The sequence below is a fragment of the Paractinoplanes atraurantiacus genome, assembly GCF_900215205.1.
Classification (GTDB): Bacteria; Actinomycetota; Actinomycetes; order Mycobacteriales; family Micromonosporaceae; genus Actinoplanes; species Actinoplanes atraurantiacus.
Map to the genome: position 1 here is coordinate 232705 of NZ_OBDY01000001.1, position 26768 is coordinate 259472.

Below are 26768 nucleotides of genomic sequence, written 5' to 3' on the forward strand. Positions count from 1 at the left end.
CTTGTGCCACTCGGTAGCCGAGAGGGCGGATACGAGTGAGGAGGCACTACTGTCGTATGTGTGCAGCCGCAGGAGCCCGCGACCGGAGCAATGCCACCGCCCGAGCTGCCCCAGCAGCCGGACGGGGGAGCGGCCCCGGCGGCTCCCGAGAAGCCCCGAAACCCACGAAACCCCCGCCGGCGGTTGTGGTTGGCGGTGGCCGCGGGCATCCTCGCCCTGTTGTGCCTGGGAGGCGTAGGAGTCGCCGTCCTCCTCTACGACGAGGAAACCAAAATCGACCGGGCGGCCCCAGACGCAGTCGTCGACAATTTCCTCCGCGCCTACTTGATCAACCGGGACGACAACGAGGCCGCGCTTTACACCTGCACGGCGAACGCCGACTTGGCCGCCATCTCGAGCCTTCGGGCGGAGATGGTGAGCCGGGAACAGAACTTCGATGTGAAGGTGTCCGCGAGTTGGAGCAGTTTGGTCGTGACTGACGGCGATGCAACGCATAAGTCGGTCACGGCAGATCTCACCATCGCTGGGTTCTCCAACGGGAACGCGGTGAGCCGGCGGAAGGAAGCCTGGTCGTTCGGCCTGGTGGACGCTGATGGATGGCGAGTCTGTAGCGCCACTAAGAGCGGCTGATCCTCACTCCAGCCAGAGCATATGCACTGGTACCTCGAGAGTCCGTGGCGTGCGGCCGCTCCACGCCCAGCGATACCACTCCAGCTCGGGAGCGACTCGCACGCAGATGTCTCCGTCGTTGTTCGTGTGCATCTCGGTGACGGCTCGGAGGTCGCGTTGTTCGTTGCCGGAGTCGAGCATCCGGACGACCCGTAGGCCCGTGAGGCGTGCCGAGTCGAGGGCCTTGACCGGGCTCCGCCGGGACGGCTCGTCGAGAGACACCAGCTTCGACGTCACATCCGTAGCGACCGGCGTCAGACCGCTGATGCCGTAATCCTCGATCCAGACCCGCTCGACCGGGATCAACGGGGCGAACACCTCGGTCTGCTCCGACTCGGCCCGGTACCACTCGCCTTCCTGCATGACCGGCACATAGGTGCGGCTGCCCTGCACGACCTTCTCGTCCGACCGGAGGTCGCCCCGCCAGCCGTGGCCGGGCAGTCCGACCAGGACGCGCTTGCCCCGCAACGACCCGCTCATCGCCGCTGGGGTGGGCACTATCGGCCGCGGCGCTTCCAGCGAGCCGTCGGGGACGGCAAAGGGATCGGGCATCGGTCCGCCGATCATCCCGCACCTCCCAGCGGTGCTCCCTGCGATCGCATGAACGCTACGGGATCGATGGCGCCCGCGCTGGACCGGTCGTTGTTGAGGTGCACCTCGAAATGCAGGTGAGGACCGGAGGAGTTGCCGCTCGTGCCGACGCGGCCGATGATCTCTCCCGCCGTCACTTCCTGTCCCTCCTTGACGAACGGCCGCTGCACCATGTGGCAGTACCGCGTCATGACGTTCCCCGCGTGCTGAATCTCGACCATCCAGCCACAGCCGCCCTTACCCGGATAGCCGTCGGAGTTGCACGTCTGGCGTCCACTGTGGTCTTCGTCGCACTTGACCTTCGAGACGATGCCGCTCGCTGCGGCCTCGATCGGCGTGTACCGGCCGATGATCAGGTCCACGCCCTGGTGGTTCGGGCGCGACGCGCTGCGGAAGCCTGACCCGACGACCGCGCTGACCGGCAGGGTCCAGCCGGAGGCGGCGATCTGGCCGGCGGAGGCGCACACCATGGCGACCGAGCCGCCCACCGCGTTCGCCGCGCCGTCGGCCAACTGGTTCACGATCTGGGTGGCGAGCGGCTCGTGCTTGGCGTAGGCGTCGGGATACGCGCTGATCTGCACCTTCTGGGCGGCCTCGGTCAGCGCCATCGTCTCCCAGCCGGGAACGGTCTTGAGCTTCTGGTAGAACTTCGTGGCCGCGTAGACCGGGTCCATGACCTGGGCCGGTGTTCCCCAGCCGGTGCTCGGTCGCTGCTGGAAGAGGCCCAGCGAGTCGTGGTCGTTTCGCGCGCCGAGGTTGCCGAGGTTGGAGAGCCGCGACTCCTGCATGGCCGTGGCGATCGCGATGACCCAGGCCCGCGGCGGCATCTTCAGGTCAGCGCCGACGTTGATGATGACTGCCGCGTTGCGCATCTGCGTGGCGCCGTAAGGCCGCACCCGGGGGAGCTTCGAGTCGGGGTCGACCGGCCCGCCCTTACCGCAGCCCATCGCCATGTTCAGTTTGTTGCCCTCGTCGGTGAGGCCACCGACCAGCAGGGCGGTGACGCTGCCGCCGCAGCACAGCAAAACAAGCGTCGCCACCAGGGCGACGAGAAGGACGATCTTTCGGCGTCGCGGAACGCTCACGCCGATTCCCAGTCGACAGCGTCGACGAGCCATTGGCCGTTCGGCGAGATCAGGCGGAGGCTGAGCTTGCCGGAGTCCATCGTGACGACCGCGTTCACGACGGTGGCGCCGACCGGCACGAGGCTCGGCCGGCCGAGGACGCGGTCGGCCGGCACGCCGGCCGGATCCACACCCGCGAGCTCGTTCGCCAGCTTCTTGGTGGCGTTCGGCAGCAGCTTGTCGCGCCAGGCCTTCGGGGTGATGTTCTGGTGGTCGGCCCAGGCCGAGGCGAAGGCGTAGGCCACGGCCTCGGGCTGGGCTCGGCCGGGACTGGTGGATGGTTTCGGCGGTGGTGCCGTGTCGATGATGCTGTCGTCCTCGGACGGGTCGATGCTGACCGCCGGCGCGGGCGAACCGGCGCCCAACGGCGGTTGCGAGTCGTCGCCGTCGCCGGCGAACAAGCGACCCAGCCCGACGATCGCCAGGACGATGACCGCGAGAACGATGGCGACGCCCCAACGCGACCGGAAGATCCGGTTCAGACCGAGTTCCAGGGAGCGGGGCATGTGATCACTTCGCCTCGGTGCGCACCCGCGGGGTAGCCGGCGGCGCCGGCTCCGGCGCGGTGGTGCCGGTCTCCGGCCGGTAGATCGCGAAGGACGCCGGCCGTTCGGCCTCCTCCGGCTCCGTCCAGGTGGACGTCGACCGGGATCGCGATGCGGTGGTCTTGTCCTTCTTGCCGGTGGCGCTCGCCTCCGGCGCCGGTGCCTCAGCAGTGTCACGGACCGACTCGGTACCGTCCGGCCGGGTCGGACCGCCGTTGCGCCTCCCGGAGGATCCAGCGGTGACCGGAGCCAGGTCACCACGGCTCGCGGCGCCGTGCGCCGGATCTTCCAGCCGGGCTTCGGGCCGAAGGTTCGTCTGATCGACGTACACGTTGCGGCCGTCCTTGCCGACGACCTGACGATTGTCGCCGTCGGCGGACTCGGTCTTCGCCGCCTCCCGCATGTCGCGGAAGAAGTTCCGGGTCCAGGAACCTGTGGCGATCGTGCGCGCGCCGTCGCGGCCGCCGAGTTGCGTGATCCGGCGGTAGGGACGGAGAAGCAGCCATCCCGCCACGCCGCAGAGCCAGACCAGGACCACTTGAAGCCAGCCCGGAAGACTGACCGTACTCATGATCATGTCGACGGCGAAGAGATAGATCGCCGCACCCGTGCCGAAGATGAGGATGTTGAACACCGCCGCCACGACGGCATTACCGAGTCGCTTGATACCCGCGCTCGCCGGACGCAGGAGACCGATGGTGCCCAGGATGGGAGCCGCGATCACCGCCCAGCGGAAGACAAGGAAGCCCAAGAGAACCAGAAGCGACGCGGTGAGGTCGAACATCGCGAACAGGACCGCCGCCAGTACTGCGATGAATCCGGCGCCGATGCGGTCCATCCCGTTGACGCCCTGCAGATATTCGTAAGCTTCCGGGTCCTCTTGCTTGATCTGCTCGGCGACCTTCTCCCACTGAGCCCGTTTGCCGTTGAGCGTGCCCTCGCGGGTCTGCGGGTTGTCACGGATCTTCTGCGCCTCGTCCCAGGTCAGCGAGCGAGCGTCATAGAGCGCGCGGCCGTATTTCTGGGCCGTTTCGCTGTCTGCTGAGCCAAGAATGCCTCGAAGCCAGTTGCGGTACAGCATCGTCTCGGTGACTGTGTCGCTGGCGCGCACCGCGGGTGGCCGGTTGTCATCGCACGCGCCGGGGGTCGGGTCGTCACACTTTCCGGCAGGGGTGTCCTGCGCGCGCGGCCCCACTGCGTCATGCACAACGCTGAGTGTCGTGATGAGGCTTTGATCGGCGATATTGGCAGACTTGACCGGCCAAGAGGCGATAGCGGTCACGGCGACCATCACAAGGATGGCCCATCCCGCTGTGGTGGTAGCTGCTCCCATTTCGGCCTGGCGAGAGCGCCAGATCAGATAGATGCCGACCACGGCCAGCGTGACGACGCCGAAGACGCTGAAGACCTTCTCGTAGACGGCCTTGGTCGCCTGATCGACCAGCGGGTCGGCCCATCCCCACAGCGATGCCGGATCCCAAGCCCTTTCACGCAAGGCGTTCGACGCGCCGATGACCGCTGTTGCAATCATGAATTCGCCGTTGGCGATAGTGGTCTCGAACTTGTAGTCGGGGTCGACGAGTGTTGAGGCACACCCGCTATCGAGGTCGTAAGTCGTATAGCTATATCCGGCGTAGCCGTATTGGCTGTAGATGCCCTGCGGGCCGGGTTTGGTCGACGACTCGGGACGCTCAGCGAACCACCCGGCAAGGCCGGAATCCGGAGTACTGGGAGTGGGTGGGTTCAGGCACTGTGCACGAGCAGACCCCACCTCGTTCAGCCGCTTCACGCAGCCGGGGATGTCCTGTTGCCACTCCTCGACGCTGCAAGCGCCGCCCGGCGCCTTCATAGGCACCCCAGCCGGAGCGGCCGACGCCGCCGGCGGGGCGACCGCCCATACGATCGACGCCACGACGACCACGAACATCGTCAGCAGCAGCGCCAATCCCCGCCGCACCATCTCAAGCCTCCAGGTCGGACGGCGACATCGGAATGGCCGTCGGTGGCGCCTTCGCGGCCGTCGGCGTCGTATCCAGGTGTTCCAGCAGCCCCTCGACGTACGAAACGTCGACCCGGACCTTCTGCACGCGCCCGTCCACGTCGCGCATCACGAACTCGCGGAAACCGAGCCTCGTCGACGACGAAGTGTCCACTTGCGACAGTGAGGCTAGCGTCGCCTCGTACCCGTCGTGCACCGGCACCCGGAGCAGGCGCAGCGCCTCCGACGCGATCTCCTGGTCCTCCGCGATGCGCCCCACGAACACTGTCGACACCAGGTTCTGCACGTCCAGCCCCAGGATGTCGCGCGGGTTCTGCGACGCCACCAGCGCCGCCAGGTTCCACTTCCGGGAGTCACGGGCCAGGCGCACCAGGAACGAGCGGCCGGAGCGCCACCCCTCCATGAAGTGCGCCTCGTCCAGTCCCACCATCTTGCGTGACGACATCGACCCGCCGTAGCAGCGCCGCACCGCCAGGCGGTGGGCCGTGTGCAGCATCGGCAGGGCCAGCGACTCCTCCGCCGACCAGTACTCGCGCTCGATCTTCAGGTCGGGCAGGCGCAGCCCGGCCATCGTGATGACCGTCAGCGCCGCGTCCGCCCCCAGCAGGTGCTGCGGCGGCGAGCCGAAGAACAGCAGGGCCAGCGGCATCTCGGCCGTGTCCAGGAGCAGGTTGGCCAGTTCCTTGCCCTCGTCGTCGTCCAGGCCTTGCAGGGTGCGGACCACGTCGTCCAGCGTGGATGTCTCCTCGGCCGGCACCTGGCGCACCGCGTGCCTCAGCAGGGTCGCGGTCGACGCCTCCTTGGCCACCTGCGGCGGCACCAGCATCGAGCAGATGTCCTGCACCAGCATGCGGCGTTCGGCCCGCGCGTTGGAGACCGCGATCTCGTATTCGCGGTCGCCTCCGGGCCCGGTGGCGAACTCGGAGCGGACCGGCGTCGGGATCAGCGCGTACGGCGCCAGCGTGCCCTGTTCAGAACCGGTCAGGTTGAGCACCCGCGAGTACGGCCGCAGCTCGGGCATCTGGCACAGCCGGGCCAGCGGGCCGGACGGGTCGAGCAGGGTGACCTGCACGCCGCGGCGGGCGTTCAGATAGCCGAGCGCGCCCATCAGCGTCGACTTTCCACCGCCGGGCTCGGCTACGAACACGCCGAGGCCGGAGCGCTCCCTGACCTCCATCGGGAAGTGCAGGTCGAGGAAGACGGGCCGGCGGCAGGTTCCGGCCGTACGCCCGATCAGGTCGCCCCGCCGGTCGCCGACCGTCGACGCCGCCTGTGGCAGGGCCGCCGCCAGCAGTTTGACCGGCATCCGCCGGACGTAGCCGGTGTTGGCGATCGGCTCGCCCGGGATGAACTCACGAGCCAGCTGGTCCTGGTTCTTCGGGTGCTGCAGCGAGATCCGCATTTCGCGGGAGTAGAGCTGGATGAGCCGCCGGGCCCTTTCCAGGCATTCCTCGCGGGTGGCGCCGCCGACGGCGATGCGGTGCCAGCCGTGTGCGCGGGCCGACTCGACCGGCAGGCCGGTGGTCATCTCGTCGCCGATCACCAGCGCGCGCTTGGCCAGGCGCTCCAGCTCGGGCGGGGCGTCGATGCCGTGCTCGGCGTAGTCGAGCTGCTGCGACCGGATCATGCGCAGCCGGTGCTCGAGGTTTTTGAACGAGCTGCCGGAGCCGAGGATGTCGATGCGCGAGGAGATCTCCATGGGCCACGGCAGCCGCTCGTGGAAGTGCAGCCACGGCTCGTGCTTCTCGGGGATCTCCAGCGGTTCCATCCGGCCGACGGAGAGCACGGCCACGTGCCGCTCTTCGCCGGTCATGCGGTTGACCAGCTTCACCGTGGAGCCGTACGGCGTGCGGTAGCGCTCCACCTGCTCGGTCAGCGCGAGCAGGTCGCCGGTGTCCCACTGCCCGTTGGTGACCGGCGAGAGCGGCCCGGGCGGCGACATGCACAGCGCGACCGAGCGGAACAGGAGCCATTCCAGCTCCTGCGGGGTGACCCGCCGCCCGCGCATGCCGAATGCATTGAGAACTTCGTCGAACTGCTCGACCGTACGACCGAGCTTGCGCCTTTCGCTGTCGGACGTGCCACGTCCGAAGATCCGCAGGATGCGCTCGGAGAACGTGTCGCCCAGCGAGCGCCGCGCGAAGGTCACACCCAGATAGGTCTGCCCTTCGGCGTGGTTGACCGAGAGCAGGTGCCGCTGGGCCGCCACGAGATGGTCGGACCAGCTGGTGCCGCCGCGCACGTCGGGCAGCGGTTTCGCGGTGAACGAGTCGACCGTGCGGGCCCACTCGTCGGCCGGGAAGGGCCGGTTGGTGCGGCGCAGGTGCAGGCGGAACCCGGCCAGGCCCGCGTACTGCTCGGAGATGGCGCTGAGCAGCGCCTCGCGCTCGGCGTCGGGCCGGAAGGCCCACCGCACCTCGGGCAGCGAGTACCAGGCGGTGACCGTGCTCTGCGTGAAGGTCAGGTGACCGGCGATCTCGCTGATCTCCAGCTCCATGGCCGGGTCACGGTCGTTGAACTTCAGCTTGTGCGGCCGCAGCGGCGCCGGGCGTGCCTTCTTCTCCTGCCGGACGGGCAGGTTCCTGGGCTCCTTCTTGCGCTTGGCCGGGGACTTCTCCTTGCGCTTGGCGGGGGCTTTCTCCTGCGCGGGCACGGGGAGTGCGGCTTCTTGCGCTTCTTGGGTGTACGTCTCGGGGAGTGCATCCGGGTTCGCCGAGCTCCGGCGGTCGCGCACCGGCGGAAGACCGGAGCTGCCGACGGTCTGCCAGAGCGGTGGCGTCGACACCGGCGGCGCCGGCACCGGCTCGGTGGCGGGCGGGGCGGCCGCGCCGACCTGCGGCGACGCCGGCCAGTTGTCGAAGTCGGGCCAGTCGTCGTCGCTCAGGTCACCGGTCGACTCGAAGAAGTCGGCCTGCGGCCCGACGGGCGCCCGGCTGTACGGCGACACCGGCTCCGGCACACCCCAGGCACCGGCCTCACCCTGATCGAAATCGGACGGCGGCGCGGGTACGGGCGGACCGTCCACCGGCACGACACCAGGCTCGACCGGCACGGGCTGATAGGCCGACCGCGAGGCTTCGGTCTGCCGGTAGGCCGCCGGCGAGGACTCAGCCGGCGAGTAGCCCGACCGCGGGGATTCAGTCGGCGAGTAGCTCGACCGCGAGGGCTCATCCGGCGAGTAAGCCGACGACGAGGGTTCAGCCTGCGGGTAGGCCGACCGTGAGGAGTCAGTCGGCGAGTAAGCCGACGGCGTGGAGTCCGGCCGCGAGGGAGCCGACGGCAGCGAGTCGGGCGGCGAGTAGGCCGACGGGGGGAAGGCCGGAGGCGTGGAGTCCGGCTGCGACGAGACGGGCTGCGCGGAGACTGGCCGTGAAGCGGAAGGCGACGAGATCGGCGGTGACGAGACCGGCCGCGCCGATTCGGGCGGTGACGAGACCGGCCGAGCCGACTCAGGCGGCGACGAAACCGGCCGAGCCGACTCAGGCGGCGACGAGACCGGCCGCGATGAGACTGGCGCGGAGGAGTCCGGCCGCGATGAGACGGGCGGGGACGAGACCGGCCGCGACGAGACGGGCGGGGACGAGACCGGCTGCGAGGTCGGCGGTGAGGAGATCGGGCGCGACGGGATCGGCGGCGCGGGGGTCGCGGCGGCCTGCGGTGGCTCCGGGTCGGTGACCGGGGGCGGGCCGAAGCCGTTCGCCGGCCGGTCGTCGAAGTCGAAGCCGAAGTCGAACTCGGCGCCGTCGTCGGGAATCGTGCGGGATTCACTCGCCGGAGTGCTCTGGGCGGGAGCCGGCGCGCCCACCCCGCCGAACAGGTCGAGGAACGGCGAGTCGATGTCGAGCGTGGTGTCGACGGCGGAGCTCCGCGGCCGTACGGGCTGAGGCGGCTGGAAGACGCCCACCCCGCCGTGGCCCGGCGCGGCGACGAGGTCTTCCACCCCCTCGTCCGGGGAATCTGGCGAAGCGTAGTGGTCCGAACGCACACCGTTACTCTGCATGCCCGGCCGCTGGGCTGCCGCGCGGGGATGCCCGGGCGGAATCGGTCCGGTCATGCGCCGACTCCGTGGAAGAGCGCGATGGAACTGGTCATACCAACTCCTCCCGAACCCGGATGCGAGTGGCGACAAGACGCGGATCGCGCCGCTCGTCGGCCGGCTCGCGGGTGCGGCGCCAGTCGGTGAGCGCGGTGCGGATGACGACCCGGGCGGGACGGTCGGGGTCGACGTGCCGGAACACGTACGACGTCGTGACCATCGCCAGCGCGATCTCCCAGGCGGGGAACGCGTCGAACTTGAAGGTCATCAGGTAGTGCAGGAGCATGAACAAGGGCACCAGCGCCACGAACATGCCGTACTGGGCGTAGGGCAGGTGGACGGGCAGGGTGTATCCCGGGGGGCCGAGGTAGAGCAGCCGCGCCCGGTAGATGTCGTCGTCGGTGCGAAGCCGCATCTCAGCTGAAGATCAGATCGATGAGGAAGTCGCCGACGAAGAACAGGGTGGCCGCGCCGGCGATGAAGGCCAGGCCCACGATGGCGATCGCCGAGCTGGTCAGCACCTTGGAGATCTCGCCCCGGCTGGCGCGTCCAATGAAGATCACGCCGAGCACCGCGAGCAGGATCGGCGCGATGTTGCTGGCGAAGAACTTGACGACGCCATTGGTGTCGATGCCCTTGGGTTCGGGCGCGGCGAGTGTGGCCTGATGGAGCAAGGCCGCGGCCTGCGTGGCGAGCTCAGTGGCGATCATCGGTAAACCTCCCCGTGCCCGGCTAGGGGGTTTCGGGCACGCTGCAGTTGTGAAGCCTCACGGCAACGCCCATATCGTGCACCATCGCTGGCTCTGGACGACCCTGCGCGTCGAATGAGCCGTTCGGGCAGTGCCATGCTCGTCTGCTCTCTCCGGTTCCTTCAATGATGCCCAGTTCCGAAGAGTACGGCTCGCACTTCTTGGCTACAAGCGTCTCAAACGTTACGCAAGGTGATGGCGTGCGTGAAAATGAGTCACGGTCCATCGTACGCACGTGCGACAAGACCGCCCGCCGTACCCTCGTCCTGTGACGACTCAGCCGACGGAATCGCAGGTCGCGGGCCACCGCCTGATGAATGTGGATCACCCGGTCGTGATGGGGGTCCTCAACGTCACGCCGGACTCGTTCTCGGACGGTGGGAAATACACGGACGAGGAGTTCGCAGTTGCGCACGGGTTGGATCTCCGGAACGCCGGCGCGGACATCGTGGACATCGGCGGCGAGTCGACACGCCCGGGCGCGGAGCGGGTGGACGCGCCGACCGAGATCGCGCGGGTGGTCCCGGTGATCAAGGAGCTGGCCGCGGCCGGGGTGCTGATCAGCATCGACACCACGCGGGCGGCCGTGGCCGAGGCGGCGCTGGAGGCCGGCGCCGCCGTGATCAACGACGTCTCGGGCGGGCTCGCCGACCCGGCGATGACCCGGGTGGCCGCCGAGGCCGGCTGTCCTCTCATTCTGATGCACTGGCGCGGCCACTCGCGGCACATGAATGAATTGGCCACCTACACCGATGTGGTGGCCGAGGTGCGCGACGAGTTGCTCCAGCGGGTGGACGAGGCGCTCGCGGCCGGCGTCGCGCCCGGACAGATCATTCTCGACCCCGGTCTCGGCTTCGCCAAGAAGGCCGAGCACAACTGGGCCCTCAGCGCCCACCTCGACGTCCTCATCGGCCTCGGCTACCCGGTCCTGTTCGCGGCCAGCCGCAAGACCTATCTCGGGCGCCTGCTGGCCGGGCCGGACGGCACGCCCCGCCCGGTCGAGGAGCGTGAGGCGGCCACGCTGGCCACGTCCCTGCTGGCGGTCGCCGCCGGGGCCTGGGGCGTCCGTGTGCACGATGTGCGATCCACGGCGGACGCGCTCGCGGTCTGGCGTGCCACGGGTGCACCCCGGCTGCGTACGGCAAGCTAGAGATCATGAACGAGGAGCAGGGGCGGATCTCGCTCAGTGGGCTGCGTGTGCGTGGCCGGCACGGCGTGTTCGACTTCGAGCGTGAGCAGGGCCAGGACTTCGTGATCGACGTGCGGCTCGACCTCGACCTGCGCCCGGCCGCGGCCAGCGACGACGTCACCGACACGGTGCACTACGGCGAGCTGGCCGAGCGTCTGGCCGCGATCGTCGGCGGCGAGCCGGTCAACCTGATCGAGACGCTGGCCGACCGCCTGGTGACCGCCTGCCTTCAGGACCGCCGGGTCGCCATTGCCGAGGTCACCGTCCACAAGCCGCAGGCGCCGATCCCGCTCGACTTCACCGATGTCGCGGTCACCGTGCGCCGGAGCCGGTCATGACGCGTGCCGTCCTCTCTCTGGGCAGCAACCTGGGCGACCGGCAAAAGCATTTACAGCAGGCCGTACGCCTCCTCGGCGACAGTGTCGTGGCCATGTCCGGCATCTACGAGACACCGCCGTGGGGCGACGCCGACCAGCCTTCGTACCTCAACGCGGTGGTTCTGGCCGTCGACCCGAAGGCGGCGCCGCACGACTGGCTCGCCCGCGCCCGGGCCGCCGAGGCCGCCGCCGGCCGGGTCCGTGACCCCGAACGCCGCTTCGGCCCGCGCACCCTCGACGTCGACGTCATCGCCGTCTGGGACGCCGACGACCAGCCGGTGACCAGCGACGAACCCGAGCTCACCCTGCCGCACCCGAGGGCGCACCTGCGGGCGTTCGTGCTGCGGCCGTGGATCGACATCGAGCCGTACGGGCGGTTGCCCGGGCACGGCTGGCTCACCGACCTGCTGAACGACCCCACTCTCGCGGGCGACATCGCGGGGCTGACCCCGAGGCCCGACCTCCCACTAGAGTCGAACGCGTGAGCAGCAACCCGCAGGCGCCCAAGTCGGACCCGTCGATGCGCCCGACCAGCATCTCGGTGCTGATCGTCGCCGGGCTGGCCTCGGCCGCCGTCGGCTGGCTGCTGCTCAGCTTCTCCTATTCGTCGCTGCCCGAGCTGCCGTGGTCGCCGGTGATCGTGCTGGCCGTGCTGGCCGTGGCCGAGGGCCTGCTGGCGCAGAACACCAGCGCCCGCATCCAACGCAAACCCGGCACCATGCCGGTCGACCCGCTGGCGGTCGCGCGATATGTCGCTCTTGCCAAGGCGTCCTCGCTGGTCGGCGCCATCTCGGCCGGTTTCTCGGCGGGCCTGCTGGCCTGGCTCGCGATGGAGCCGACCCAGGCCGCGCACGACGACATCCCCAAGGCGGTCGGCGGCGTCGTGGGAGCGCTGGCCCTGGTCGGGGCGGCTCTCTGGCTCGAGCGCTCGTGCCGCGTACCGGAGCGTCCCGACTCCAAGGACGAGGAAGATTCCGGACTGCGCTGATTCCGTACGCGGAACCCCTGTTTTTCGGCCTTGAACTGAGACCGACTCCTATCCGTATGCTCTGGGCGCGGGCCTTGCGACCCGGCGGATCTCGGCGTGCCGACGCGCGGAGACGCAGAGGAGGGAGGCACGGCTATGGCGTACGACGAGGCGACCTACCGCCGGCCGGCCGAGGAGCAGCCGTCCGACCCCGCCGCCTATCGCGCGAACACCCTGGCCGCGGCCGAGCAGCGGCGCCGGGCCGAGCAGCTCGACGATCAGGGCGACACCACGACGACCGACGTGCTGCGCCGGGTCGACGCCGACGAGGACGGCCGTGACCGGCTCGGCATCCACCTCGGCTGGGAGGTCGTGCTGCTGGTCGCCGCGGTGGCGATCGGCTACATGCTCTGGCGGGCCGACTCGGAGGCGCTCCAGCGCCCCGGCCTCGACAACCTTCTCGTCACCGGCGCGGCCATCGGCCTGCTCACGCTCGGCGCCGGGCTGACCCTGCGGGCCGGCGTGCCCAACCTGGCGCTGGGCCCGATCGCGCTCGCGGCCGCCCTGCAATACGCCGAGCAGGGCGACCAGGGCTTGGTCAAGGCGGTCGTCCCGGCACTGGTGATCGCCGCCGCGGGTGCCGTGCTGATCGCCCTGCTGATCCTCGTGCTGCACGTGCCGGGCTGGGCGGCCACGCTCGCCGCGGGCCTCGGCGTGATCGTCTACGACCAGCTCCGGGTGACCCCGGTCGTGGTGCAGGGCGACTACGACCCGACCGAGCAGGCCTTCTTCCTCTTCGGCGGGTTCGCGCTGCTGGCCGTGCTCGGTGGTGCCCTCGGCACGGTCGGGCCGGTCCGCCGCTGGCTGGGCCGCCTGCGGCCGGCCGGCGACCCGGCCGCCCGCCGGGGCGCGGTCGTCGCGGTGCCGGTGATCGGCACCCTGGTGATCTCCTCGGTCTTCGCGGTGGCGGCCGGCGTGCTGTTCGCCGCCCAGTCGAGCACCCCGATCGTTCCCGGCACCGGCCTGGAGTGGACGGGCATCGCGCTCGGCCTGGCCATGCTCGCCGGCACCAGCGCCTACGGCCGTCGCGGCGGCATCTTCGGGACGCTGTTCGCGGTCAGCGCGCTGACGCTGTTCCTCGACTACCAGGCGCGGGAGAAATTCGACATCGCGCTGTTCGCGATCGCGGCCGCCGTTTTCGGTGGCGGGCTGATCGTCACCCGGCTCGTGGAGACGTACGGGAAACCCCTGCCGGCCGCCGGCGAGCCGGAGTGGAACGCGGCGCCGGCCACGACGAGCGCCAACTGGTCGCCCGACCTGCCCGAGACCTGGTCCACGACCACCTCGACCGGGCGCACCGACCGCTGGGACGCGGGTCCGTGGGGCACCACCCGATGATCGCTTTATGCTTGCCGTCATGACCTCTGCAAGCTTCGCCGAGCTGGACGCCCTGCCCACCGAGGAGCTGCGCGAGCGCGCCTTCGCCCTGGCCCGGGAGCGGCACGACATCAAGTTCTTCTGGACGGTCTTCCGCAACCTGCCCGACGCCGACGAGGCGGCCGAGCTCGACGGGGCGCCGAACTCGATCGGCCCGATCATCGACGAGGCGGTCGCTCTCTGGCGTGAGTTCGAGGGCCACATCGCGTACGGAGAGCAGGAGCCCCTGCTGCGCGCCGCGTTCATCGATTACCTGACGAACCATCCAACCACCCCGCCCGCCGCCCTGAACCGGACTGAAGACTGAGCCTTACCAGGGCATTCACCGGCGTCGTTTGAAACGTGAGCCGCGCTGGGAATTAGCCCGCGCATGGCTCTCGGTAACCGATACAAGTCTGTGCCTGGTGCGGGCACCCTTGCCGCGCTCATACTCGTGCTCGTCTTCGGCAGCCCCTGGTACGCCGACTGGGCGAGCAAGAACGCCGACCCGGAGACCGCCGGTGGGTGGTTCCTCAACCTGCTGGCCTGGCCGCGCTGGTCGTTCGACACCAGCGACTCGCTGCGCGACATCCTGGTCACCGACCTCAAGGCGATCCTGCTGGTCGTGCTGACCGCGCTCTTCCTCTACCTGCTGCCCGGCTCCCAGCTGGCCCGGGCCCGCGGCACGATCAGCCAGTTCTTCTCCGGCTGGTCGGCGTACATCTTCGCGGGCGGTTTCGCCGCCCTGTTCACCACCCTCTTCCTGGCCAACCCGTCGTTGATCGCCGCCTTCCGGGCCGCCGGCAACGGCGCCTCGTACGGCCTGTTCGTGGGCTGGATCATCGGCCTGGCCACGCTCGGCGGCTATCGAGGCACCCGCTAGGCCTCCGCCGGCGCGGGGGTGTCGAAGATGGCCGAGCGGGAGACAGTTCCCACCGGCCGGCCGTCCTCGACCACGATCACCTCGGCCGAGTCCACCGTGAGCATCGCGGCGAGCGCGTCGTGCAGCGTGCCCGTGATGTCCACGGTGGGCCGGTCACCGGCCTGAAGGCCGTCGGACGGCTGCAGCGCGTCGCGCACCGGGGTGACCGCCAGCCGGCGGATGCCCCGGTCGGCGCCGACGAAACTGGCGACCCCGGCCGAGCTCGGCCGGCTGAGCAGCTCGGCCGGCGGGGCGAACTGCTGAAGCTTGCCGCCCTCGGCCAGCACCGCGATCCGGTCGCCGAGCCGCACCGCCTCGTCGATGTCGTGGGTGACCATGACGATCGTCTTGCGGACCTCGGCCTGGAGCTTGAGGAACTCCTCCTGGAGGCGGCCGCGGGCGATCGGGTCGACCGCCGAGAACGGCTCGTCCATCAGCAGGACCAGCGGGTCGGCGGCGAGCGCCCGAGCCACACCGACGCGCTGGCGCTGGCCGCCGGAGAGTTCGTGCGGGTAGCGGTCGCGATATTTCGCCGGGTCGAGGCCGACCAGCTCGAGCAGTTCCTCGGTGCGGGCCTTGACCCGGGCGCTGTCCCAGCCGAGCAGCTTGGGCACGGTGCCGATGTTCGCGCCGATCTTCTGGTGCGGGAAGAGGCCGACGTTCTGGATCACGTAGCCGATGTGGCGGCGCAGCTCGACCGGGTTGCGCTTGAGGATGTCCTGGCCGTCGAGCAGGATCGTGCCCCTGGTCGGCTCGATGAGCCTGTTGATCATGCGAAGGATCGTCGACTTGCCGCACCCCGACGGCCCGATCAGCACGGTCAGCTCACCGGCACGGACCTCGAGGCTGAAGTCGCCGACCGCCACCGTGCCGTCCGGGTAGGTCTTGCCGACGTCCTGCAGTGTGATCGAGGCAGCGCTCCGGGAGGTTCCGCTGTCGGTGATCGCGGTAGCGTCCACGTATGTCCTTCCTGTCGTGGGCCCCGGCGGGCGCCCCGCCGCTGGCCGCACCCGCCGACGACGGGCCGGGGAATCCGTGGTTCTCCTGGCAGTACGTCCGAGACAACTCCGACATCATCCTCGACAAGCTAGGATTTCACGTCGGCATCACGATCGAGACTGTGATCATCGCCCTGCTGGTGGCCGTCCCGCTCGCCGTCCTCGCGTACTGGATCAAACCGCTGACCGGGCCGATTCTCGCACTGTCGGGCATCCTCTACACGATTCCGTCCCTGGCGCTGCTGGCCCTGCTCGCCCCGCTGCTCGGCGCGACCAGCCGGGTGCCGGTGCTGATCGCCCTGGTGCTGTACGCGCTGCTCATCGTGGTGCGTAACGCGCTGACCGGGCTCACCCAGGTGCCCGACGAGGTCAGGGACGCGGCGGCCGGCATGGGCTACGGCCGCTACGGCCGGCTCTGGCGGGTCGAGCTGCCGCTGGCCCTGCCCGGCATCGTCACCGGCCTGCGGCTGGCCACGGTGTCGACCGTGGCGTTGGTCACGATCGGCTCGATCATCGGCAACGGCGGCCTGGGCGATCTGATCCTGGGCGGCTTCGCGAACAACTTCTACAAGGCAGAGATCCTGACCGGCACGGTGCTGTGCGTCGCCCTGGCCCTGGTCCTCGACCTGGCGCTGGCCGGCTTCGGCCGGCTGCTGACGCCGTGGAGCCGCCGGAGGGCCTCGTGAGCTACTTCTCGGACGGCATCACCTGGCTGAACGACCCGCTGAACTGGACCAACCCCGGCGGCCTGCTCGACCGCCTGCGGGAGCACCTGGTGATCAGCTTCTGGGCGGTCCTGATCGGCTGCGTGGTCGCCCTGCCGCTCGGCATCTGGCTGGGTCACCGGGGCCGGGGCGGCGGCCTGGTGATCACGGTGGCCAACCTGACCCGGGCCATCCCCACGCTCGCCCTGCTCACGATCCTGCCGCTGACCGCGCTCGGCTTCGGCAAGCTGCCGGTCATCGTCGCGCTGGCCGTGTTCGCGGTGCCGCCGCTGCTGGCCAACGCCTACACCGGTCTGCAGGCGGTCGACCCGGAGACCAAGGACGCGGCCAAGGGGATGGGGCTCTCCGGCGGCCAATTGTTGCGCCGGGTGGAGCTCCCGCTCTCGGTCCCGTACCTGGCGGCGGGCCTGCGGACGGCCGCGGTGCAGGTGGTGGCCACGGCCACCCTCGCAACATTTGTGAACGGCGGCGGCCTCGGCCAGATCATCACGGCCGGTTTCGGGCTCGGCATCAGCGTCGGCGGGGGTCAGATTGTGGCGGGCGGCATAGCTGTGGTGGTCCTCGCACTTCTCGTCGAAGGCATCTTCGCTCTCGTGGAACGCCTGGTCACGCCCCGTCCACTGAGGTCCGTGCGCCGCCGCAAGGTGGCCGCGGCCGACCCGGCCGGGTAACGGACCCGCAACATCGCCGAAAGTTGTCACACCCACCGGGTAGACCTTCTAGGGCAGGGAAACTCCGGACACGCGGCGCGGCCCACCAGGCCGCGCCGGGACACAGAAGGCGGCAGTATGCGTCGAAACATCTTCCTGGCGGCCGCCGCGGCCACCGTGGCCGTCGTCTCGCTCGCCGCTTGCGGCGACGCGGGCTCCTCCGGCACCGAGGCGCCGCCGTCCGCCGCCGCGGGCGCCGGGTGCGCTCCGGTCGCCGGTGACGCGCTGGTCGTCCTCGAGGACGACAAGAAGCTCCAGAACACCGACAACGTGATCCCGGCGATCAACAAGAAGGCGTCGTCGCCCGAGCTGATCGCGGCCCTCGACAAGGTGTCGGCCGCGCTCGACACGACCAAGCTGATCGCGCTCAACAAGGCGGTCGACATCGACCGCAAGTCGTCCAAGGCGGCCGCCCAGGAGTTCGTGACCGCCAACAACATCACGGCCGGCCTGGCCAAGGGCCCGGGCGGCAAGATCACCGTCGGCGCGGGCAACTTCACCGAGAGCGCCACCCTCGGCGAGATCTACGGCCTGGCCCTGACCGCGGCCGGCTACACGGTCACGGTCCAGCAGATCGGCAACCGCGAGCTCTACGAGCCCGCGCTCGAAAAGGGCAGCGTCGCCGTGGTCCCGGAGTACGCGGCCACCCTGGCCACGTTCCTGCAGGGCAAGGTCGACAAGAACGGCGCCGACCCGTCCTCCAACGACCTCGACACCACGGTGAAAAACCTGACCGCCCTCGGCGAAAAGGTCGGCCTGGTCTTCGGCAAGCCCGCCGCCGCCCAGGACCAGAACGCGTTCGCCGTGACCACGGCCTTCGCCGACAAGAACGGCCTCAAGACGCTGTCCGACCTGGCCGCGAAGTGCTCGGGGGCGGCCACCGTGCTCGGCGGCCCGGCCGAGTGCCCGCAGCGGCCCAAGTGCCAGCTCGGCCTGACCGAGGTCTACAACTTCCAGGCCGGCAAGTTCTCCAGCCTGGACGCCGGTGGCCCGCTCACCAAGACCGCGCTCAAGCAGGGCCAGATCAGCGTCGGCCTGGTCTTCAGCTCGGACGGGTCGCTGGCCGCGGGCTGACCGTTTTCACTGTTTAGACACCGTTTAGAAGGTGAGCGCCGGGTTTCGGTAACCTGAAGCCCGGCGCTCGCCATTTGCCCTCCCGCGAGCCGTGGGTAATATCGGCGCCCATGCCGGAAGAGGAACCTGTCGCGGGTCACAGCGCGCGCCTGCTCCGCGGACTCGTGTGGGCGGGCGTCCTGCTCGCCCCGCTGGCCGCGGTGATCGTGCTGCTCGGCGACAACTCGGGCTCGGTGCGCTTCGCCGTGCTGCTCATCGCGGCCAGCGTCGCGCTGATCGGCGCCTCGGTGCTGATCCGCGGCGACACGGTGCTCCAGCGCGCCCACGTCGAGGACCGCGTCGCCGAGGAGGTGGCCGTCCTCCGCCGCGAGCTGCGAGCCGAGTTCAGCCGCCCCGCCGCCCCGGTCCGCGCGGCGCCGCCGCCGATGGCCGACCCGGCGTACGAGGAGTCCCCGTACGAAGCGACGTCGTTCGACGGTTCGCCGTTCGAAGAGACGTCGTTCGACAGTTCGCCGTACGACGAGTCGTCCTTCTTCGCCGATGACCACGGCGACCCGATGACGCCCGCTGACGAGCCGTACCCCGCGCCTCCACCGGCGCCCGGCCGCGCGGGTGTTGCGGCCGCGTCCGGTGCGGTGCGGCCACCGGCCCGCACCGGCCCCGGCATGAGCACGGGCGGCCGCAACCCGGCTCCGCCCGCCGGCCGCCCGATGCCCGCTCCGGCCGCCGCGGCGGCCGTGCGGGTTCCCGCCGCCTCGGCCCAGGTCCCGTCCGGCGCGGCCTCGGTCCCGACAGGCGCGGCCTCGGTCCCGACAGGTGCGGCCTCAATCCCCTCGAGCGCGGCGCCAGTCCCGGCGGGCGCGGCGTCGGTCCCGATGGGTGCGGCCCAAGTCCCGGCCGGCGCGGCGTCGGTCCCGATGGGTGCGGCCTCCGTCCCGACCGGTGCGGCCCAAGTCCCGGCCGGCGCGGCGCCGATTCCTTCCGGTGCGGGGCCGGTCCCGATGGGCGCGGCCCAGGTGCCGTCCGGCGCCGCTCAGGTTCCCGGCAGCGGCCCTCTTCCGCGACAGCGGGGAGCGGCCTCAGTGCCGGGCGGCCCGCCCGCGCGCGGCACGCAGTACGGCGGGGCGGCGCCCGAGTTCATCGAAGACGACTTCGGCGCGAGCAACGGCTACCTCGACACCCCCGACGCCCCGGCCCCCGCGGTTTACGGCTCGCAGGCGGCCGGCGCCAGCTACGGCGCCCCCGCGGCCCAGGACGACGGGTATGGCTACAACTACCAGGGCGACCAGGGCTACTACGACGACTACCCGGAGGCGACCGGCTTCGGCCGGCCCGCGCCGTACGGGGGCCCGGCCGACTACGAGGAGGCCGCCGGCTACGACCACAGCGGCGAGTACGGCACCTCCAACACCTACGGGGCCACCTACGGTCAGCCCGCCACGTACGGCCAGCCCGCCGAATACGACGAGGCTCCGAGCGACCCCGCGTACAAGGCCAAGCGTCACCGCCCGTCCGCCAACGACACGAACATCGGCACCCTCGCCGACTTCGCCTCGTACCCGGCCGGCGGCGACGAGAATTACGGCCCGCGTTACTGAGCGGCTATTTGTCGATGTCGCCCACGACGAAGAACATCGAGCCCAGGATGGCGATCAGGTCGGGCACCAGACAGCCCGGGATCAGCGTGGCCAGCGCCTGCACGTTCGCGTAGGAGGCCGTGCGCAGCTTCATCCGCCACGGCGTCTTCTCGCCGCGCGACACCAGGTAGTAGCCGTTGATGCCGAGCGGGTTCTCGGTCCACGCGTACGTGTGCCCCTCGGGCGCCTTGACCACCTTCGGCAGCCGCACGTTGACCGGGCCGGAGATCCGGTCGACCCGGTCGAGGCATTCCTCGGCGAGGTCGAGCGAGACGTACACCTGGTCGAGAAGCACCTCGAAGCGTGAGTGGCAGTCACCGGCCGTCCGGGTGACGACCGGGACCTCGAGCTGGTCGTAGGCCAGGTACGGCTCGTCGCGCCGCAGGTCGAGGTCGAGCCCGCTGGCCCGCGCCACCGGACCGGACGCGCCGTACGCGGCCGCCTGCTCGGCGCTGAGCACCCCGACGCCGACCGTGCGGGCCAGGAAGATGTCGTTGCGCCGGATGATGTTGTCCAGGTCGGGCAGGCGCTTGCGGACCGTGGCGATCGCCTCGCGGGCCCGGCCGGTCCAGCCCGCCGGCACCTCTTCCTTGAGGCCGCCGACCCGGTTGAACATGTAGTGCATGCGGCCGCCGGAGACCTCCTCCATGACCGCCTGGAGCGTCTCGCGCTCGCGGAACGCGTAGAACATCGGCGTGATGGCGCCGATCTCCAGCGGGTAGGACCCGAGGAACATCAGGTGGTTGAGCACCCGGTTGAGCTCGGCCAGGGCCATCCGCAGCCAGGTCGCGCGCTCGGGCACCTCGATGCCCATGAGCCGTTCGACGGCGAGGGCGACGCCGAGCTCGTTGGAGAACGCCGACAGCCAGTCGTGCCGGTTGGCCAGGACGAGGATCTGCCGGTAGTCACGCACCTCGAACAGCTTCTCGGCGCCGCGGTGCATGTAGCCGACGATCGGCTCGCAGGAGATCACGCGCTCGCCGTCGAGGGTGAGCTTGAGCCGCAGCACGCCGTGGGTCGAAGGATGCTGTGGCCCGATGTTGAGCACCATGTCGGCGGTCTCGAGGCCGGCCCCGGTCCCTACGATCATCTCGGTCACCAGAGCATGCTCCCACGCGCTCGAGCCCCGATGCTGTGCAGCAGCCACCAGTGCCCCCCGAGCCCCGCCGGCTCGATCAGCTCGGCCGCGGCTCCGGCGGCGGCGAGACCGCGGACGTACGCCGCCGGGTCCGTCCGGGCCAGGTCCATCGGTGGCCGGGCGCCGTCGATTCCCAGCGCTTTCAGCGCCTCCCGCTGGCGGATCATGGTGTACGGCGTACCAGCCGCCCACGCCACAGCGTCCATCGCCACGTGCGCTGTCACATCGCAGGTCCCATCCGGTACGGGTGCCACCTGCCGCCCGCCGCGGAATCCGGTCAGCGTCCCGAAGGCCGGCCGCTCGTCGCGCACGTGCCCGTAGTCGACGGCGAGGGCCCAGCCCTCGCGCACCCGCTCGACCGCCGAGGCCCAGGCCGCGTCCCTGGTCCAGCCGATCTCGGCCCGCCCGGCGCCGGGCCACCAGCGCCGCAACCAGAACAGGTCGGCCGCGTCGACCGCCGCCCCCAGCGACTCGTCGCCGGTGGCCGGGTCGACCAGCACCTTGCGCAGCCGCCCGGCGTCGTCGACGTCGGCCACGTCGAGCGGCACGTTGTCGAGCCACTCGGTCGCGATCAGCAGCCCCACGATCCCGTCCGGCACGTCCGCCCGCCAGGCGATCCGCTCCGGAAGCCCGGACGGCCGGGGTGCCACTTCAACCCCGGTCAGCCGTACGCGCCGGGACAGCTCCGCCGGAAGCATCGCCGCCAGCGTGGCCAGCAGCTCGCCCCGCCCGGCCCCCACGTCGACCAGGTCGAGGACCTTCGGGCGGCCGAGCGCCTCGTCGGCCCGCTCGACCAGCCGCAGCAGCGCCCCCGCGAACAGCGGCGACGCGTGCACGCTGGTCCGGAAGTGCCCGGCCGGCCCGTCGTCCTCCCGCACGAAGAACCCGCCCGGCCCGTAGAGCCCGGTCGTCATCGCCTCGCGCCACCCGGTCATGAAGGCCAGCGTAGGGCGGCCGATGGTGTTCTTCACATCGTCTTGTCACGTGCGTGTTACGGCGGCGCATACTGGCGCCACGACCGGTACCCGCACGAGTGGACTGGATCTTGCGAATATGAATAGCCATCGATTGACCGTCGGTGTGGTCGGCGCGGGACGGGTGGGTGCCGTCCTCGGTGCCGCGCTCCTCGCCGCCGGGCATCACGTCGTCGCCGCGGCGGCCGTCTCCGCGGCTTCCCGCGAGCGTGCCGCCCGCCTTCTGCCCGGCGCCGCGATCCTCCCGGCCGACGAGGTCGCCCACGCCGCCGACGACCTTCTCCTGCTCGCCGTCCCCGACGACGCCCTGTCCGGCGTCGTCTCCGGCCTGGCCGCGACCGGCGCGCTGCGCCGGGGCCAGATAGTGGCGCACACCTCCGGCGCTCATGGCGTCGCCGTCCTGGGCGATGTACAGGGCATGGCCCTGCACCCGGCGATGACCTTCACCGGCGCCGACTCCGACCTCGACCGCCTCCCCGGCATCGCCTGGGGCGTGACCACGGCCGACCGCGCGTTCGCGACCCGGCTCGTGGCCGACCTCGGCGGCGTGCCCGAGTGGATCGCCGAGGACGCCCGCCCGCTCTACCACGCGGCCCTCGCGCACGGGGCGAACCACCTGGTCACGCTGGTGAACGAGGCTTCCGACGTCCTGAAGGCGGCCGGCGTCGAGCACCCGGACCGGATCCTCTCGCCGCTGCTGCACGCCGCGCTCGACAACGCCCTGCTCCTCGGCGACGCCGCCCTCACCGGGCCGGTGTCGCGCGGTGACGCGGGGACCGTCGGCAAGCACCTCGATCACCTTCCGGCGGAGGCTGTTCCCGCGTACCTCACCCTGGCCCGGAGGACCGCCGACCGTGCCATCGCCGCCGGTCGTCTGAGGCCGCAGGACGCCGCGGCCTTGCTTGATGTTCTTTCCCGCGTTCGAGTAGGGAGCCCGGCATGACCTACGTGATCCACACTCGGGCCGAGCTGGCCGAGGACGTCTCGCACGCCAACGGCGAGGTCGCCGTCGTGATGACCATGGGCGCGCTGCACGAGGGACACCGGCAGCTCATGCGCGAAGCGCGCAAGCGCGCGAAGTTCGTCATCGTCACCATCTTCGTCAACCCGCTGCAATTCGGGCCGAACGAGGACTTCGACAAATATCCGCGCACGCTGGAGGCCGACGTCGAGGCCTGCCGGGCCGAGGGCGTCGACGTCGTCTTCGCGCCGAGCCGCGACGAGATGTACCCGGGCGGCGCGCCCTCGATCACGATGAACGCCGGTCCGCTCGGCGAGATCCTCGAGGGCGCCAGCCGGCCCGGCCACTTCTCCGGCATGCTCACCGTGGTCCAGAAGCTGCTCATGCTCACCCGGGCCGACGTGGCGTTCTTCGGCGAAAAGGACTTCCAGCAGCTCGCGCTGATCCGCCGGATGGTCCGCGACCTCGAGCTGGGCGTCGAGATCGTCGGCGTGCCGACCGTGCGCGAGCCGGACGGCCTGGCCATGTCCAGCCGCAACCGCTACCTGTCGGCCGGTGAGCGCCGGGCCGCGCTGGTGCTCTCCCAGGCCCTGCGTGAGGGCGCCGCGCATGCCGACGCCGAGTCCGCGCTGGCCGCCGCCACGAAAATTCTCGAGGACGAGCCGGGTGTACGGGTCGACTACCTGTCCCTGACCGGCGCCGACCTGGGCCCCGCGCCCGCCGACGGCCCGGCCCGCCTGCTCGTGGCGGCCCGGGTCGGCGCGACCCGCCTGATCGACAACGTTCCGCTGACCCTGGGAAGGGCCGCCTGATGTACCGCACCATGCTCAAGTCCAAGATCCACCGGGCCACGGTGACCCAGGCCGACCTGCACTACGTCGGCTCGGTCACGGTCGACCTCGACCTGCTCGAGGCGGCCGACCTGATCCCCGGCGAGCAGGTCGCGATCGTCGACGTCACCAACGGGGCCCGGCTCGAGACGTACGTCATCCCGGGTGAGCGCGGCAGCGGCGTGATCGGCATCAACGGCGCCGCGGCCCACCTCGTGCACCCGGGCGATCTGGTCATCCTCATCTCGTACGGGCAGATGGACGACGCCGAGGCGCGCGCCTACCAGCCTCGCGTGGTGCACGTGGACGCCGACAACCGGATCATCGAGCTCGGGGCTGACCCGGCCGAGGCGGTGCCCGGCATGGCTGACGATCTCGTACGGGGTGACCTCACGCTCCTCCACTGAAACGCCCCCCATGCCCGGTTGATCACCATATGATCGGGTCCGGGCATGGGGAGGCTTTCGGAAGGCGGAGGTAGATGCGACACCGGCTGGGCGTCGTGCTCGCCGTCGTCGCCACGATCCTGCTGACCGCGGGCTGCGGGCGTCCCAGCGGCGTCGACGGCGACCTGACCAACGGCTGGGGCGCGATGGCGCCGGCCACCGGATTCGAGCCCACCGCGGGCGCCTGCCACGGCGCCAACTTCAACGCCGTGGGCGCCCGGAGCACGTACGAGGAAATCGACTGCTCTTTGCGGCATCGCACCGAGACCGTCTACGTGGGCACGTACGAGTCGCCGGCCGCCGACGCCGACGAGCCGCCGGCCGACGGCTCGGCCGGAGCCCGCACCGCCTATTCCGTCTGTGATCAGAAGACGACGACCTATGTCGGCGGACCGTGGCGCAACGCCCGGCTCTGGATCGGCGTCACCCGCCCCACCGCCGCCGCCTGGTCCGGCGGCGCCCGCTGGTATCGCTGCGAGGTGCTCGAGCTCAGCTCGGTCGAGGACGACGGCAGCCTCGTGCAGCGCGACACCAGCCTGCGCGACGAGCTCGCCGACGGCACCTCCAGCCTGCTGCTCGGCTGTTACGCGATTCAGCTCGACGGCAACGGCGCGATCGCCACCATGCCCGGCGTCGATTGCACGGCCAAGCACAACGGCGAGTTCGCCGGCCTGTGGATCGCCAAGGACCTCGAATATCCCAAGGACACGAAAAGCTGGGCGAAGTTCCACGAGGGCTGCCGGCAGACCATCGCCGACTACGCCGGCGTGCCCAACGACAACGACCTTCAATACCGTACGGGCGTGGTCTCGCTCCCCGGCGGCGCCGACGTCTGGGCGCTCGGCGACCGCGGCGTGCGCTGCTACCTCTGGCTCGAGGGATCCGAGCTGACCACGTCGCTGCGCGGCAAGGGCGTCAAGAGCCTGCCGATCCAGTACAAGTAACCGTTGCCACTGATGCCGCCCCCGCCGCGAAACCGTCGTACCGGCGGGGTGTACTGAGCAGATGTCACCTCTCGCGGACCTCCCGGAGCTGCCGCGCCGGCTCGCCGCCGCCGACCCAGGATGGAGCGAGACCACCGACGTGCTGGTCGTCGGCTCCGGCGTCGCCGGCCTGACCGCCGCTCTCCACCTGCGCGAGCAGGGCCTGCACGTCACCGTCGTCACCAAGGTCAACATCGATGACGGCTCCACCCGCTGGGCCCAGGGCGGCATCGCCGCGGTCCTCGACCCGCTCGACACCCCGGCCGCCCACGCCAACGACACCGAGATCGCCGGCGTCGGCCTCTGCGACCCGGCCGCCGTGCGGGTGCTGGTCGAGGAGGGCCCGCTGCGGGTCCGCGAGCTGATGCGCCTGGGCGCCGCCTTCGACCGCAACGCCGACGGCTCGCTCATGCTGACCCGCGAGGGCGGCCACCGCGCCGACCGCATCGTGCACGCCGGCGGCGACGCCACCGGGGCCGAGGTGCAGCGGGCGCTGCACGAGGCCGTCCGCCGCGACCCGTGGATCCGGCTGGTCGAGCACGCGCTGGTCCTCGACCTGCTGCGCGCGGCCGACGGCCGCGCCTGCGGCATCACCCTGCACGTGCTCGGCGAGGGCAGCGAGGACGGCGTCGGCGCCATCCTGGCCCGCGCGGTCGTGCTGGCCACCGGTGGCATGGGCCAGATCTACTCGTCCACCACCAACCCGTCGGTCTCCACCGGCGACGGCGTGGCCCTGGCCCTGCGAGCGGGCGCGGTCGTCACCGACGTCGAGTTCGTCCAGTTCCACCCGACCTCGTTCGTCACGGCCGACCTCAGCTCGGTGCAGCGCCCGCTGATCTCCGAGGCGCTGCGCGGCGAGGGCGCTCACCTGGTCGACGAGTCCGGCAAGCGCTTCATGGTCGGCCAGCACGAGCTGGCCGAGCTGGCCCCGCGCGACGTGGTGGCCAAGGGCATCCACCGGGTGCTGCGGTCCACCGGCGCCGACCACGTCTACCTGGACGCCCGCCACCTCGGCAACGACTTCCTGGAGCAGCGCTTCCCGACCATCGTGGCCTCCACCCGGGCCGCCGGCGTCGACCCGGCGACCGAGCTGATCCCGGTCGCCCCGGCCGCCCACTACGCCTCGGGCGGCGTCCGCACCGACCTCGCCGGCCGCACGAGCATCCCCGGCCTCTACGCGTGCGGCGAGGTCGCCTGCACCGGCGTGCACGGCGCCAACCGCCTGGCCAGCAACTCCCTGCTGGAGGGCCTGGTCTTCGCCCGCCGCATCGCCGACGACATCGCCCGCGACCTGCCCGAGCAGGCCGACCCGGTCACGGTCGGCTCAGCTCCCGCCGGCTGGGTGGCCGACCCCGCGATCCGCTCCGAGCTCCAGCGGGCCATGACCCGCGGCGCCGGCGTCCTGCGCTCGGCCGACTCCCTGACGGCCACCGCCAAGGAGCTGTCCCGGCTGGCCGAGCAGCGGGCCACCCCGCACAACGCGGCCTGGGAGGCCACCAACCTCCTGACGGTGGCCACGGTGCTGGTCGCCGCCGCCCGCACCCGCCGCGAGACGCGCGGCTGCCACTGGCGCGAGGACTTCCCGGTGGCCGAGGACGAGTGGCGCGGCCACCTCCTGCACACTCTCGACCGCAAGGCCCAGCTGACACAGACCTTCGAGGAGATGGCATGACGCTCCCGTCCGCCTTCGGCCTCGGACTCACACGGG

Annotated in this window: 27 protein-coding genes and 1 pseudogene; 18 read left to right on the top strand and 10 right to left on the bottom strand. The window is 70.8% G+C overall.

Annotated features, from left to right (window positions below; translation table 11 throughout):
* Positions 1-195: 195 nt before the first annotated feature.
* On the top strand, positions 196-630 hold the full coding sequence (locus CRP55_RS01025; RefSeq protein WP_097318656.1) for an Rv0361 family membrane protein: 435 nt from the start codon (positions 196-198) through the stop codon (positions 628-630).
* Between the two features lie 3 nt (positions 631-633).
* On the opposite strand, the gene CRP55_RS01030 is transcribed toward CRP55_RS01025, so the two are convergent.
* The 5 genes and pseudogenes from CRP55_RS01030 to CRP55_RS01050 form a co-directional block, all read right to left on the bottom strand.
* A complete protein-coding gene (locus CRP55_RS01030; RefSeq protein WP_097318657.1) occupies positions 634-1233 on the bottom strand; it encodes a hypothetical protein in 600 nt (199 codons plus the stop codon).
* Positions 1233-2378: a M23 family metallopeptidase gene (locus tag CRP55_RS01035; RefSeq protein WP_179854970.1), complete on the bottom strand. Its 1146-nt coding sequence runs from the start codon at positions 2376-2378 to the stop codon at positions 1233-1235. Before CRP55_RS01035 ends, CRP55_RS01030 begins: the two co-directional genes overlap by 1 nt.
* Positions 2342-2890 carry a hypothetical protein gene (locus CRP55_RS01040; RefSeq protein ID WP_097317552.1) on the bottom strand — a complete coding sequence of 183 codons (549 nt, stop codon included), beginning with the start codon at positions 2888-2890 and terminating at the stop codon, positions 2342-2344. Before CRP55_RS01040 ends, CRP55_RS01035 begins: the two co-directional genes overlap by 37 nt.
* A 4-nt stretch (positions 2891-2894) precedes the next feature.
* Positions 2895-4889 carry a hypothetical protein gene (locus tag CRP55_RS01045; protein WP_097317553.1) on the bottom strand — a complete coding sequence of 665 codons (1995 nt, stop codon included), beginning with the start codon at positions 4887-4889 and terminating at the stop codon, positions 2895-2897.
* Between the two features lies 1 nt (position 4890).
* Positions 4891-7476, bottom strand: a pseudogene (locus CRP55_RS01050) (ATP-binding protein); the annotation flags it as partial.
* Positions 7477-8254: 778 nt separating this feature from the next.
* Between CRP55_RS01050 and CRP55_RS52715 the strand changes: the two are divergent.
* Positions 8255-8812 carry a hypothetical protein gene (locus CRP55_RS52715; protein ID WP_179854952.1) on the top strand — a complete coding sequence of 186 codons (558 nt, stop codon included), beginning with the start codon at positions 8255-8257 and terminating at the stop codon, positions 8810-8812.
* Between the two features lie 204 nt (positions 8813-9016).
* Here the strand turns inward: CRP55_RS52715 and CRP55_RS01055 are convergent, their stop codons facing one another.
* Positions 9017-9379 (bottom strand): hypothetical protein, encoded by a 363-nt coding sequence (locus tag CRP55_RS01055; RefSeq protein ID WP_097317554.1) that lies wholly within the window; start codon positions 9377-9379, stop codon positions 9017-9019.
* Between the two features lies 1 nt (position 9380).
* A complete protein-coding gene (locus CRP55_RS01060; protein ID WP_097317555.1) occupies positions 9381-9674 on the bottom strand; it encodes a hypothetical protein in 294 nt (97 codons plus the stop codon).
* A gap of 352 nt (positions 9675-10026) precedes the next feature.
* Between CRP55_RS01060 and folP the strand changes: the two genes are divergently transcribed.
* The 7 genes from folP to CRP55_RS01095 all read left to right on the top strand — a co-directional run bounded on the left by folP (position 10027) and on the right by CRP55_RS01095 (position 14545).
* The gene (gene folP, locus CRP55_RS01065) at positions 10027-10863 is read left to right on the top strand and encodes a dihydropteroate synthase (protein WP_097318659.1); all 837 of its coding nucleotides are present in this window, start codon (positions 10027-10029) and stop codon (positions 10861-10863) included.
* Between the two features lie 5 nt (positions 10864-10868).
* A complete protein-coding gene (folB, locus tag CRP55_RS01070) occupies positions 10869-11240 on the top strand; it encodes a dihydroneopterin aldolase (RefSeq protein WP_097317556.1) in 372 nt (123 codons plus the stop codon).
* A complete protein-coding gene (folK, locus tag CRP55_RS01075) occupies positions 11237-11764 on the top strand; it encodes a 2-amino-4-hydroxy-6-hydroxymethyldihydropteridine diphosphokinase (RefSeq protein ID WP_097317557.1) in 528 nt (175 codons plus the stop codon). Before folB ends, folK begins: the two co-directional genes overlap by 4 nt.
* A 35-nt stretch (positions 11765-11799) precedes the next feature.
* Positions 11800-12267, top strand: coding sequence for a DUF3180 domain-containing protein (locus tag CRP55_RS01080; protein ID WP_097318660.1), 468 nt, complete (start codon positions 11800-11802; stop codon positions 12265-12267).
* Between the two features lie 135 nt (positions 12268-12402).
* Positions 12403-13644 carry an ABC transporter permease gene (locus CRP55_RS01085; protein ID WP_097317558.1) on the top strand — a complete coding sequence of 414 codons (1242 nt, stop codon included), beginning with the start codon at positions 12403-12405 and terminating at the stop codon, positions 13642-13644.
* Between the two features lie 19 nt (positions 13645-13663).
* Positions 13664-13990, top strand: coding sequence for a hypothetical protein (locus tag CRP55_RS01090; RefSeq protein ID WP_245922724.1), 327 nt, complete (start codon positions 13664-13666; stop codon positions 13988-13990).
* 63 nt (positions 13991-14053) lie between these two features.
* Positions 14054-14545, top strand: coding sequence for a hypothetical protein (locus tag CRP55_RS01095; protein ID WP_097317560.1), 492 nt, complete (start codon positions 14054-14056; stop codon positions 14543-14545).
* Here the strand turns inward: CRP55_RS01095 and CRP55_RS01100 are convergent.
* On the bottom strand, positions 14542-15543 hold the full coding sequence (locus tag CRP55_RS01100) for an ABC transporter ATP-binding protein (RefSeq protein ID WP_097317561.1): 1002 nt from the start codon (positions 15541-15543) through the stop codon (positions 14542-14544). The two genes, CRP55_RS01095 and CRP55_RS01100, sit on opposite strands and share 4 nt — an antisense overlap.
* A gap of 2 nt (positions 15544-15545) precedes the next feature.
* Here CRP55_RS01100 and CRP55_RS01105 point away from each other — a divergent pair, with 2 nt between their 5' ends.
* From CRP55_RS01105 to CRP55_RS01120, 4 genes are all read left to right on the top strand, one after another.
* Entirely contained in the window at positions 15546-16268 is a 723-nt protein-coding gene (locus CRP55_RS01105; RefSeq protein ID WP_097317562.1) for an ABC transporter permease, read from the top strand.
* Complete coding sequence (locus CRP55_RS01110; protein WP_097318661.1) at positions 16265-16978, top strand: ABC transporter permease; 714 nt, start codon at positions 16265-16267, stop codon at positions 16976-16978. The genes CRP55_RS01105 and CRP55_RS01110 overlap by 4 nt, the downstream gene beginning before the upstream one ends.
* Before the next feature lie 117 nt (positions 16979-17095).
* Positions 17096-18091: a glycine betaine ABC transporter substrate-binding protein gene (locus CRP55_RS01115; protein WP_097317563.1), complete on the top strand. Its 996-nt coding sequence runs from the start codon at positions 17096-17098 to the stop codon at positions 18089-18091.
* Between the two features lie 110 nt (positions 18092-18201).
* A complete protein-coding gene (locus tag CRP55_RS01120; RefSeq protein WP_143234358.1) occupies positions 18202-19689 on the top strand; it encodes a hypothetical protein in 1488 nt (495 codons plus the stop codon).
* Between the two features lie 4 nt (positions 19690-19693).
* On the opposite strand, the gene CRP55_RS01125 is transcribed toward CRP55_RS01120, so the two are convergent.
* Positions 19694-20818 carry an NADH-quinone oxidoreductase subunit D gene (locus tag CRP55_RS01125; protein ID WP_097318662.1) on the bottom strand — a complete coding sequence of 375 codons (1125 nt, stop codon included), beginning with the start codon at positions 20816-20818 and terminating at the stop codon, positions 19694-19696.
* A 5-nt stretch (positions 20819-20823) separates the two neighbouring features.
* Positions 20824-21801, bottom strand: coding sequence for an SAM-dependent methyltransferase (locus tag CRP55_RS01130; RefSeq protein ID WP_245922725.1), 978 nt, complete (start codon positions 21799-21801; stop codon positions 20824-20826).
* 118 nt (positions 21802-21919) lie between these two features.
* Here CRP55_RS01130 and CRP55_RS01135 point away from each other — a divergent pair, with 118 nt between their 5' ends.
* The 5 genes from CRP55_RS01135 to CRP55_RS01155 all read left to right on the top strand — a co-directional run bounded on the left by CRP55_RS01135 (position 21920) and on the right by CRP55_RS01155 (position 26732).
* On the top strand, positions 21920-22783 hold the full coding sequence (locus tag CRP55_RS01135) for a Rossmann-like and DUF2520 domain-containing protein (RefSeq protein WP_097317565.1): 864 nt from the start codon (positions 21920-21922) through the stop codon (positions 22781-22783).
* Complete coding sequence (gene panC, locus CRP55_RS01140; RefSeq protein WP_097317566.1) at positions 22780-23613, top strand: pantoate--beta-alanine ligase; 834 nt, start codon at positions 22780-22782, stop codon at positions 23611-23613. The genes CRP55_RS01135 and panC overlap by 4 nt, the downstream gene beginning before the upstream one ends.
* Positions 23613-24038 carry an aspartate 1-decarboxylase gene (gene panD / locus CRP55_RS01145; protein ID WP_097317567.1) on the top strand — a complete coding sequence of 142 codons (426 nt, stop codon included), beginning with the start codon at positions 23613-23615 and terminating at the stop codon, positions 24036-24038. Before panC ends, panD begins: the two co-directional genes overlap by 1 nt.
* 74 nt (positions 24039-24112) lie before the next feature.
* Positions 24113-25021 carry a septum formation family protein gene (locus CRP55_RS01150; RefSeq protein ID WP_179854971.1) on the top strand — a complete coding sequence of 303 codons (909 nt, stop codon included), beginning with the start codon at positions 24113-24115 and terminating at the stop codon, positions 25019-25021.
* Between the two features lie 61 nt (positions 25022-25082).
* Entirely contained in the window at positions 25083-26732 is a 1650-nt protein-coding gene (locus CRP55_RS01155; protein WP_097317568.1) for an L-aspartate oxidase, read from the top strand.
* Positions 26733-26768 lie beyond the last annotated feature (36 nt).

What these genes read in the sequence shown, in the direction of transcription:
- CRP55_RS01035 (WP_179854970.1), bottom strand. Translation starts at nt 2,378, where the DNA reads ATGGCTCGTCGACGCTGTCGACTGGGAATCGGCGTGAGCGTTCCGCGA.
- CRP55_RS01040 (WP_097317552.1), bottom strand. Translation starts at nt 2,890, where the DNA reads ATGCCCCGCTCCCTGGAACTCGGTCTGAACCGGATCTTCCGGTCGCGT.
- CRP55_RS01045 (WP_097317553.1), bottom strand. Translation starts at nt 4,889, where the DNA reads ATGGTGCGGCGGGGATTGGCGCTGCTGCTGACGATGTTCGTGGTCGTC.
- CRP55_RS01055 (WP_097317554.1), bottom strand. Translation starts at nt 9,379, where the DNA reads ATGCGGCTTCGCACCGACGACGACATCTACCGGGCGCGGCTGCTCTAC.
- CRP55_RS01060 (WP_097317555.1), bottom strand. Translation starts at nt 9,674, where the DNA reads ATGATCGCCACTGAGCTCGCCACGCAGGCCGCGGCCTTGCTCCATCAG.
- folP (WP_097318659.1), top strand. Translation starts at nt 10,027, where the DNA reads ATGAATGTGGATCACCCGGTCGTGATGGGGGTCCTCAACGTCACGCCG.
- folB (WP_097317556.1), top strand. Translation starts at nt 10,869, where the DNA reads ATGAACGAGGAGCAGGGGCGGATCTCGCTCAGTGGGCTGCGTGTGCGT.
- folK (WP_097317557.1), top strand. Translation starts at nt 11,237, where the DNA reads ATGACGCGTGCCGTCCTCTCTCTGGGCAGCAACCTGGGCGACCGGCAA.
- CRP55_RS01080 (WP_097318660.1), top strand. Translation starts at nt 11,800, where the DNA reads ATGCGCCCGACCAGCATCTCGGTGCTGATCGTCGCCGGGCTGGCCTCG.
- CRP55_RS01085 (WP_097317558.1), top strand. Translation starts at nt 12,403, where the DNA reads ATGGCGTACGACGAGGCGACCTACCGCCGGCCGGCCGAGGAGCAGCCG.
- CRP55_RS01090 (WP_245922724.1), top strand. Translation starts at nt 13,664, where the DNA reads ATGACCTCTGCAAGCTTCGCCGAGCTGGACGCCCTGCCCACCGAGGAG.
- CRP55_RS01095 (WP_097317560.1), top strand. Translation starts at nt 14,054, where the DNA reads ATGGCTCTCGGTAACCGATACAAGTCTGTGCCTGGTGCGGGCACCCTT.
- CRP55_RS01105 (WP_097317562.1), top strand. Translation starts at nt 15,546, where the DNA reads ATGTCCTTCCTGTCGTGGGCCCCGGCGGGCGCCCCGCCGCTGGCCGCA.
- CRP55_RS01115 (WP_097317563.1), top strand. Translation starts at nt 17,096, where the DNA reads ATGCGTCGAAACATCTTCCTGGCGGCCGCCGCGGCCACCGTGGCCGTC.
- CRP55_RS01120 (WP_143234358.1), top strand. Translation starts at nt 18,202, where the DNA reads ATGCCGGAAGAGGAACCTGTCGCGGGTCACAGCGCGCGCCTGCTCCGC.
- CRP55_RS01125 (WP_097318662.1), bottom strand. Translation starts at nt 20,818, where the DNA reads ATGATCGTAGGGACCGGGGCCGGCCTCGAGACCGCCGACATGGTGCTC.
- CRP55_RS01130 (WP_245922725.1), bottom strand. Translation starts at nt 21,801, where the DNA reads ATGACCGGGTGGCGCGAGGCGATGACGACCGGGCTCTACGGGCCGGGC.
- CRP55_RS01135 (WP_097317565.1), top strand. Translation starts at nt 21,920, where the DNA reads ATGAATAGCCATCGATTGACCGTCGGTGTGGTCGGCGCGGGACGGGTG.
- panC (WP_097317566.1), top strand. Translation starts at nt 22,780, where the DNA reads ATGACCTACGTGATCCACACTCGGGCCGAGCTGGCCGAGGACGTCTCG.
- panD (WP_097317567.1), top strand. Translation starts at nt 23,613, where the DNA reads ATGTACCGCACCATGCTCAAGTCCAAGATCCACCGGGCCACGGTGACC.
- CRP55_RS01150 (WP_179854971.1), top strand. Translation starts at nt 24,113, where the DNA reads ATGCGACACCGGCTGGGCGTCGTGCTCGCCGTCGTCGCCACGATCCTG.
- CRP55_RS01155 (WP_097317568.1), top strand. Translation starts at nt 25,083, where the DNA reads ATGTCACCTCTCGCGGACCTCCCGGAGCTGCCGCGCCGGCTCGCCGCC.